Annotated in this window: 6 protein-coding genes; all 6 read right to left on the bottom strand. The window is 66.5% G+C overall.

All coding sequences use genetic code 11. From position 1 onward, the window contains the following. Positions 1-5: 5 nt before the first annotated feature. The 6 genes from ACZ5C2_RS27735 to eccD all read right to left on the bottom strand — a co-directional run bounded on the left by ACZ5C2_RS27735 (position 6) and on the right by eccD (position 7,411). The gene (locus ACZ5C2_RS27735) at positions 6-3,095 is read right to left on the bottom strand and encodes an AAWKG family protein (protein WP_468796828.1); all 3,090 of its coding nucleotides are present in this window, start codon (positions 3,093-3,095) and stop codon (positions 6-8) included. A 61-nt stretch (positions 3,096-3,156) separates the two neighbouring features. Further along, positions 3,157-3,654, bottom strand: coding sequence for a type VII secretion system-associated protein (locus ACZ5C2_RS27730; protein ID WP_468796825.1), 498 nt, complete (start codon positions 3,652-3,654; stop codon positions 3,157-3,159). 58 nt (positions 3,655-3,712) lie between these two features. After that, entirely contained in the window at positions 3,713-4,033 is a 321-nt protein-coding gene (locus tag ACZ5C2_RS27725) for a WXG100 family type VII secretion target (protein WP_468796822.1), read from the bottom strand. A 48-nt stretch (positions 4,034-4,081) separates the two neighbouring features. Next, positions 4,082-4,426: a hypothetical protein gene (locus tag ACZ5C2_RS27720; protein ID WP_468796819.1), complete on the bottom strand. Its 345-nt coding sequence runs from the start codon at positions 4,424-4,426 to the stop codon at positions 4,082-4,084. Positions 4,427-4,514: 88 nt separating this feature from the next. Next, positions 4,515-5,990: a type VII secretion protein EccB gene (gene eccB, locus ACZ5C2_RS27715; protein WP_468796816.1), complete on the bottom strand. Its 1,476-nt coding sequence runs from the start codon at positions 5,988-5,990 to the stop codon at positions 4,515-4,517. A 20-nt stretch (positions 5,991-6,010) separates the two neighbouring features. Next, entirely contained in the window at positions 6,011-7,411 is a 1,401-nt protein-coding gene (eccD, locus tag ACZ5C2_RS27710; RefSeq protein WP_468796813.1) for a type VII secretion integral membrane protein EccD, read from the bottom strand. Positions 7,412-7,589: the final 178 nt, after the last annotated feature.

The raw sequence follows: 7,589 nt of genomic DNA, 5'->3' as shown, positions 1-7,589 counted from the left end.
GCTGTTCAACGTCCGATCGATGCGGGTGCTCCGCCCGCATCGGTACCCCACACGTCCTCGTCCACTTCCCCCCAGGAGACGCGTTCCCGGTCGCTCTCGGTCTGTTGCTGAGAAGGCGCGCCGGCACCGCCCATGGGCGGTGGGTAGAAGGGCGTACCTCCCGACGTGGTGGCGACGTTGCCGCGGCCGGGCACGGCGGCGATCTGCTCGTCCTGATATCCGCCCCGACCGCCTGCGGCAGAGCGCCGGGACATGGGCTGGTTGTCGTCGAACGCTCCTCTGACCCGTTCGCCCTCGCTCCCGGCGCCACCCCCGCCAGGCCGCGCTCCCAGAGGCATCAACGGCGCGCCGCCCGTGCCCTGACCGTAGCCGGACCCGCGAGCAGGGTTCAGTTCACGGTCGTACAGGTCTTCGTCGTATCCCCTGCTGTGGTACGAGGGCGAGTACAGAGAGCGGCCTCCTGCGCCGGAGGGGCCGGTGGGCAGGGTCTGGCCGGGCTCGATGGGGGTGGTGGTCGACGTACCGTCGGGCCGGGTCGTGGTGACTGTGCCACGGTCGGGGTCGAGAACGCTGGTGCTGCCGTTGGGGAACGTGGTGGTGAGTTTGCCGTCACGACCCAGGGTGGTGGTACTGCCGTCGCCGTTATGGAGGGACTCACCGGGGCGAAGGCTGTCGGTGTCGGTGGAACCGTCGGGGTGTCTCGTGACGACATCGCCGCTGGGAAAGTCGATGGTGCGGGTCGACCCGTCGGGGTAGTCCACGGTCACTGACCCGTCCGGGTTCAGCGTGGTCGTGGGTACTCCGGAATCCGGCCTGGACACACCTGGCAGGTCGGGGCCGCCGGGAAGTTCTGCACCCACTCTGCGCTCTTGCATCTGGCGCTCGTAGCGCTCCTCGGCCTCCTTCTGCAACTCCTTGGCCGTCCGCTCCGCCTCCCGCCGGCGTTCTTCCTGTTTGGCCTCCATCTCCGACTGCCGTCGGTCGACCTCCTGCTGCCGTTCCTTCTGACGCTCCTGATAATCCGCCTCGGTCCTGACCCTGCGCTCTTCCTGGTCCTGCCGGAGTCGCTCCTGCCGCTGCTCCTGCTTCTTCTGCAGCTCCTCCTGCTTCTTCTCCTGCTCCTCCTGCCGTTTTTCGTTCTCCCGGTCCCTGTCCTCCTGCTTCTTGTCCAGCTCCTCCTGCCGCTGCTCCTGCTTCTTCTCCTGCTCCTCCTGGAGTCGCTCCTGCCGCTGCTCCTGCTCCTCTTGCTTCTTCTCCTGCTCCTGCCGAAGCCGCTCCTGTTCCTTCTTCTGCTGCTCGCGATCCAGCCGAGCCTGTTGGGTCAGAAGCATTTGCCGCTGGTCCTGTTCCTGCTGCCGCTGCTCCTGCTTCTTCTCCTGCTCCTCCTGGAGTCGCTCCTGCCGCTCCTCCTGCTTCTTCTCCTGCTGCTCCTGCTTCTTGTCCTGCTCCTGCTGGAGTCGCTCCTGCCGCTCCTCCTGCTTCTTCTGCAACTCCTCCTGCTTCTTCTGCAACTCCTCCTGCTTCTTCTCCTGCTGCTCCTGCTTCTTGTCCTGCTCCTCCTGGAGTCGCTCCTGCCGCTCCTCCTGCTTCTTCTGCAACTCCTCCTGCTTCTTCTCCTGCTGCTCCAGGCGTTTTTCGTTCTTCCGGTCCCTCTCCTCCTGCTTCTTCTCCTGCTCCTCCAGGCGTTTTTCGTTCTTCCGGTCCCTCTCCTCCTGCTTCTTCCCCTGCTCCTCCAGGCGCTTCTCGTTCTTCCGGTCCCTCTCCTTGACGTCCTTCTTGTCCTTCGAAGTGAGAGAGGTGTTGTATTTCTGCTGCAGATTTACTGGTTCAGTCTTCACCTGCTGCGGGAAACGCTGATCATTGAAAGTGTTTTCGAGAGCGATCAACGCCTGTTTACCCGCTGGGTAAAGGAACTCCTCAACGGATTTTCGCCAGCGCTTTACGGCTTCCTCGCCGATGGCCTTCCACGTGTCCAAACTCTCCAGCGATCCGTATGCGCGGTCGCCGCCGTAAAAGCCGGCCGTGGCGTGGAGACCACTCTCGTCGTAACGCTCGGAATCGCTGCTCAGATACTTCCAACGGACGTTGGTGATGTTCTGCTTCCACACTGCACTCGCCACATCCAGCAGCACATCGTGCAGCCAGCGGAGTGGGTTTCCCATATAGAGCTGCCAGAGGTTCCACTCACTGTGCAGATTCTCGACGGCATGGCGTGTCTCAAGGCGGATCCTGCGCAGGTCCTCCCCGTATGAGAACTGTCCGGCGGGTATATTTTTTCCCGCGAAGAGCGCCGCCGTCATCGTCCACGGCGGGAACTGCTCGCTGTAGGACTCGTAGTTGCGATTGAGTGCGTGGACAAGGTCCCAGAAAACTCCAGCAGCCTGCCCTTTCCACGACGCTCCCTCTTTACCCAGGTCGAATTCCCAGTCCTTGAGTTCGAGTGCGCGCTGATGGAAGAAGTGAGCCACTCGGTCGAACGCTTCGGCTGTTCGCAGCAACGACCCGAGGTCCACCGCATTGGCGTCGCTGACCCGGAGTCCGTTCCACGCAAAATCGAGGGTCTTATCATGCGCGAGCAGTTGCTCCAGCGCCTTTCCGCCGCCATAGCTGTACTGTCTCAGTGGCTGAGTGTTCCAGACCTGGTCGCTGGCACCGTTTCCGAATGCCTCGTTCTGGGCGTTGGCGCCGAGGTTGCTCTTGAATTCTCCGCCTTCGACCACACCGCCGGACGGCACATCATCGCCGCTGGTTCCCAGCATCGTGATCCGTGCCTTCTTCATCTTGACCTGGGTACCCGGCGCCAGTTCCGTGACGGGGCCCTTCGTACCGGAGTAGAAGGGCATCACGAAGTCGGTATTGTCCAGGTGCCAGCCGGCGTTCGCGTACAACCACCCGTAATCGCTGGACGCCTCCATGATCGCGTCCGAGGGTGCGCCGTCGTAGTCGGAGAACTCGACCCTCATCAGAGGGATGTCGTGGTTGCCCTTCAGTTTCGCGAAGTGTTCTTTGCTAGGAGGCATCTCATAGCCGGTGAGCACCTTGACGGCCTTCAACCAGTAGTCGTCGGTGTTGTCTTGGGAAGTGCTGTCGGCCACGACGAGTCTCCGGGAATCTGGTCAGAACTGCGGCGGGAGCAGAGGTACGACGAGCGTGGGCTCAGCCCTTTTCACCCCCGACGGAGCGCTCTCCTCCGGTCAGATCGACCTGCACATCCTCAAGTCCTTCAAGGAAGTCCTGACCGTCGATGAGGGTCAGATTCTTGTTCTGCGTGGAGAAGAGCTTGTCGAGGGTGGCCTGGAGGTTCTCCTCGATATGCTGGAAGAGCCTGGTCTGTTCCTCGAAGAGCGTTATCAGGCTCTGGGCCGCCTTGCCGACGGCTTCGTTGAGTTCATGGCCCTTGCCGCCCAGGTAGCTGCCATGCAGCATGAGCCCGAGAGCCAGCGGCCGCTGGGTGCCATAGGCGTCGAACTCCCACTGCTCCTTCTTGTCCGCATCGCCGATCACCGTGCCCATGTCGGGGCCGAGGTCCGGATCGTACTTCTGGATCTTGAGGAGTTCTTCCCTGAACGGCTCCACACGCGTCTCCACGAACGCCCGCAGGCCGGCCTTGTCCAGGGCGAGTTTGCCCGTCTTCGCGTTGGGGTCCTTGTCCACAGGGTCTCCTTGGAGCGAGGCCGACGTCACGGATGGCCCCGGAGGGGGGCCATGCCGTTCAACGGCCGATGTTCACCGACTCCCAGACCTGAGTCAGGGACCGCTCCGTGTACCGGTAGTCGGCCGACACCTCGGTCAGCAGCCCGGCGTTCTGCGCCAGCAGTGTTCCCATGGCCACCACAGCGTTGTGCCATTCCTTCTGCTTCGTCTCGTACATGGCGTAATCGTCACCTTCCCAGGTGGCCCGCAGCGTGCCGAGTTCCATCTCGAGTTCGTCGAGCCACTTGTCAATGGCCTTGGTCTGATGAACCAGGTCGTCGGCGCCATTACTCATCTGCGAGTAGTCGACGTAGATGTAGCCGTCCGTGAAGTTGGCCATGCGTCAGTCCTTGGTTTGTGTCGGATGTGAGGAGAACGGGGCGCGTGGTCAGCCGGTGGTCAGGGTGTCGAAGACCTTGTCCGACGCGTTGTAGGCCGCGTTGATCCGGTCGTCCGCGGCACCCTGCTGCTTGCCGTGCTCCACGAGCGTGCTGTTGAGCTTCTCGATCATGTCCTGCACGTTCCTCAGGATGATGTCGGCCTTCCCCTCCCAGGCCGTGACCAGATCCTTGAACCTGCCGCCGTCTTGGCCCTGGTAGTAGTTCGTAAGATTGATCTTGGTCGATTCCACGTCCTGACGGCACCTCAGGATGCCGGTGAAGGCCTGTTCGAGCGCCTGTATGCCGTTGCGTGTCGCGCCCTCGTCGAATTGCTGCACACCGCCGGTGGCCATGCCCGTCCTCCCACTTGCCGACCCTTGAGCGACCGATGCTAGGAGCGAGGGATTGTTTCGCCGGGGATCTGAGTTGTCGTCAGATTGTTTATTCGCTGCTCTCCTGAGTGCCGCACTTCGGCCCCGTGACCCTCGCCCGGCCCGCCTGGGCCGCCTCGGGGGACAGATCGGGACCGGAGGGCACCATGGCCAGCATCAGCGCGGGGAGCTCCTTGGGCTGCACGCCCCCGTACCCCAGCGCCTCGGCAGCGTCCGCCACGGCCAGGCGGTATTTCACCCCCGTCTCGGTGACGAGGTAGACGGTGCCGCCCACCTCACCGCCCGCGGCACCCACGGCCCGGACCAGGGCACCGCGTCCCGGCGCGACGGAGATCCGGTCCACGGGCAGGCAGGCGGCGGCAGCCACACCGGACGCGTGCTGGGCGAGCGGCCCGAGGTCGCCGGTGCCCAAGAGTGCGACGCCGACGCGGGGGCCGTCCGTGCCGGGTGTGACAAGGGCGCAGGGTGTCCGCTCCTCGGGCACGGCCACCGCCTTCGGCGGGCTTTCCGGCAGGCCCCTGGCGTCCGCCTCCTGTCCGGTGTCGGGAGCCAGGTGCCCCTGCAACTGCTCGGATGTGAGAGCCAGGGGCCTGGGCACGCTTCCGCCGTAGGCCTTCGTGCGGATCTGCGGATCGCCCAGCAGCAGCGCGAGTGCCGTTGCGGTGAGCGGCACGAGTCCGTCCTTGCGCATCACGTAGTGGCGCTGCTCGGCACCGGGTACGGCGAGGGAGAAGACGTGTCCGACGGTGGTCGCGCGGCCGCCCAGAGGCGGGCCGGGCGTGCCGGTACCGGAGATCTTCACCGGTGCGAGGTCGGGGCCGGCGGGCAGGGCGTTGAGGAGCGCGGCCGAGACCGGCGCCGGGCGTACGGCCGCGTAGCCCAGGGCCTCCGCGACGGCCGACTTCTTGTCGAGCCGCAGCCTGCTGCCCTGCCACAGCAGGTACTCGGCGCCGTCAGGCCCCGAGACGAGCAGCCCCTCCCGCACGCCGAGGCGATGCTGCTGCCCTTCGTGGGCGACGGCGAGAGTGGTGGTCACCTCGGTCCCGCCCCCGGGCTGCTTCTCCAGGCGGGCACACACCTGCCAGGGGGCGTCGGACAGGTCGCCGGCCGCGGGAAGTTCGTCGGGTGCGCCCGGGATGCCGACCGGCGTGCCTCTCGGTGTGTCCTTGAGGGAGGGGGAACCCAGAGCGGTGGTGGCCAGGTCGGCGCCGCCGAGCAGCCGGGCGGAGGCGTAGTTGCGCACCGGGCGCAGCCGGTCTCCCAGGAACAGGTAGCGGGAGCCGGTCTGCTTGTCGACGATCAGGTTCCCGGAGGACTGCCAGGAGTTGTGCCGCCCGGGGCTGATCAGGCCGAAGACGAAGGCCCCGGCGGTGACCAGCAGAGCGATGATCACGCCGATGGCGATACCGCGGTTGGTGCGGCTTTGAGGGCTTTCGGGGGCGTCCGGGTCGGAGCGCAGCATGCTGGAGGTCAGTCGGCCCATCATGAACATGTGAGCCTGCACCTGATCACGTTTGGTCTGCATGTGCTCGTCGGTCCTCGTGTCTATGCGTTGAGGGCGCGCAGCCGGCCGTAGACGCCGAGCACCCACAGGGCCAGCGGCAGCAGGCTGATCGCCATGGCGGAGTGGAGCAGTTCGGCGGCCCGGCCCCAGTACGGCACCAGCCGGCGTCCGGGGACGGTCCAGGAAGCGATGGCCACGACCGCGGCGATCGCGACCAGCCCGGCGACGAGCAGCAGGCGAGCGGTCAGGTCGGCCGAAACGGCCGTGCCGTACGTGAGGAGCGCCGCGCCCCAGACCCCCGCGGCCGCCAGTGACAGCCGTTGCAGGGTGTTGCCGAGTCCTCTGCTGTGCAGCAGCAACAGCAGCGACAGAGCGACCATGGTGAGGGTGACGGGCAGGGTGGGCCGATGGGCGAGCCCGAGGAGACAGGCCGCGCACACGACTGCCGTGGCCGCGTACAGGCCGGTCATCCATCCGTCCGCGACCACGGTGCGGGCCGCCACGGCGGAGGGGGTGTGCGGCTCGATCCCCTCCTGCAACTGCTCGGCGTTGGTGGGTAGCGGTGGCATCCGCAGACCGGACAGCCGGAACGACAGCGAGGGGACGAAAGCCCCGAAAATCACCGCGACGAGAGCCATGAGGCCCGCCGTATGGCCGGGGCCGTACTCCGTGGCCATCATCAGCGCGCCCGCGCTCACCGCGGCGACGGCGACCACCACCACGGCCAGGAACAGCGAGGCGAACACCGCGACGGCGGCCAGCGCGATCATGGCGCTGCCGGCCGCCGCGGCCCCGGCCGCCAACAGGCGTGCGCCCGCTGTCTCGTAGGCATCGTGACCGCTGAGCGCTCCGCCGGTCAGCAGCCAGCCGGCCGCGGCGAAGAAGGGTGTCGCGGTGAGCCCGAGGGCCGCTCCGGCCTCGGCGTCACCGACTGCGCGGCTGGCCGACGCGGCCCCGCCGAGCAGCAGCAGGCCCACGACGGCCGCGGCCAGGGCACGCGACGCTGCGGAGGGCCCGGGTATGGCGAGCACGGCCAGCCCGCCGCCGAGGATGAGGATCAGCAGACCCAGCAGGGTTCTGCGGGAGGTCCGGGCGGTCCAGCCGAAGGGGCGTTCCTGCATGGTGTCGGCGATGCCGTCGACGAGGTCGTCGAGGGCGACCTCGGGGAGGGAATCGGTGCGTGGCCGCAAGTACAGGGTCTCGCCGTCGATCACCCCCAGGGATTCCAGGCTGCTGTCTTCGTCCAGCGGCGCGGCGCCGAGCCGCTGCAGGACCCAGCCGCCGTGCTCCAGGCCCTCCTCGTCGAGTTCGTCTCCGGCGTAACCCACCAGTGCGGGCAGCAGATCGACGACCGGTACGGCGGCCGGAACCGCCAGATCGATGGACTTGTCCGGCGCGCGCACGGTGACGCGGCACAGACCCGATGTGGTGCTGTCGGTCATGGGAAGTACTCACGCTTCGTCAGGAGACATCCGTCTCCGAAGGTGGATCGCGGAGGGTGTGCGCTCGGGCGGCCCACTGGTGTGGGAACCGGCTGCGCCGTACGTTCTGTCCGAGCGCCCGTGGGACGGATCGTAGACTGCCCCCGGCCGGTGAGGTTCCTGCCCTCACTCGCCAGGT

The sequence above is a fragment of the Streptomyces sp. NPDC031365 genome, from assembly GCF_055569765.1.
The sequence above is the reverse complement of the archived record's forward strand: the minus strand, read 5'-3'. Positions and strand labels throughout refer to the sequence as shown.

Bases quoted from the DNA above. Each gene is read 5' to 3' on its own strand.
- ACZ5C2_RS27720 (WP_468796819.1), bottom strand. From the start codon at position 4,426: ATGGCCACCGGCGGTGTGCAGCAATTCGACGAGGGCGCGACACGCAAC.
- eccD (WP_468796813.1), bottom strand. From the start codon at position 7,411: ATGACCGACAGCACCACATCGGGTCTGTGCCGCGTCACCGTGCGCGCG.
- ACZ5C2_RS27725 (WP_468796822.1), bottom strand. From the start codon at position 4,033: ATGGCCAACTTCACGGACGGCTACATCTACGTCGACTACTCGCAGATG.
- eccB (WP_468796816.1), bottom strand. From the start codon at position 5,990: ATGCAGACCAAACGTGATCAGGTGCAGGCTCACATGTTCATGATGGGC.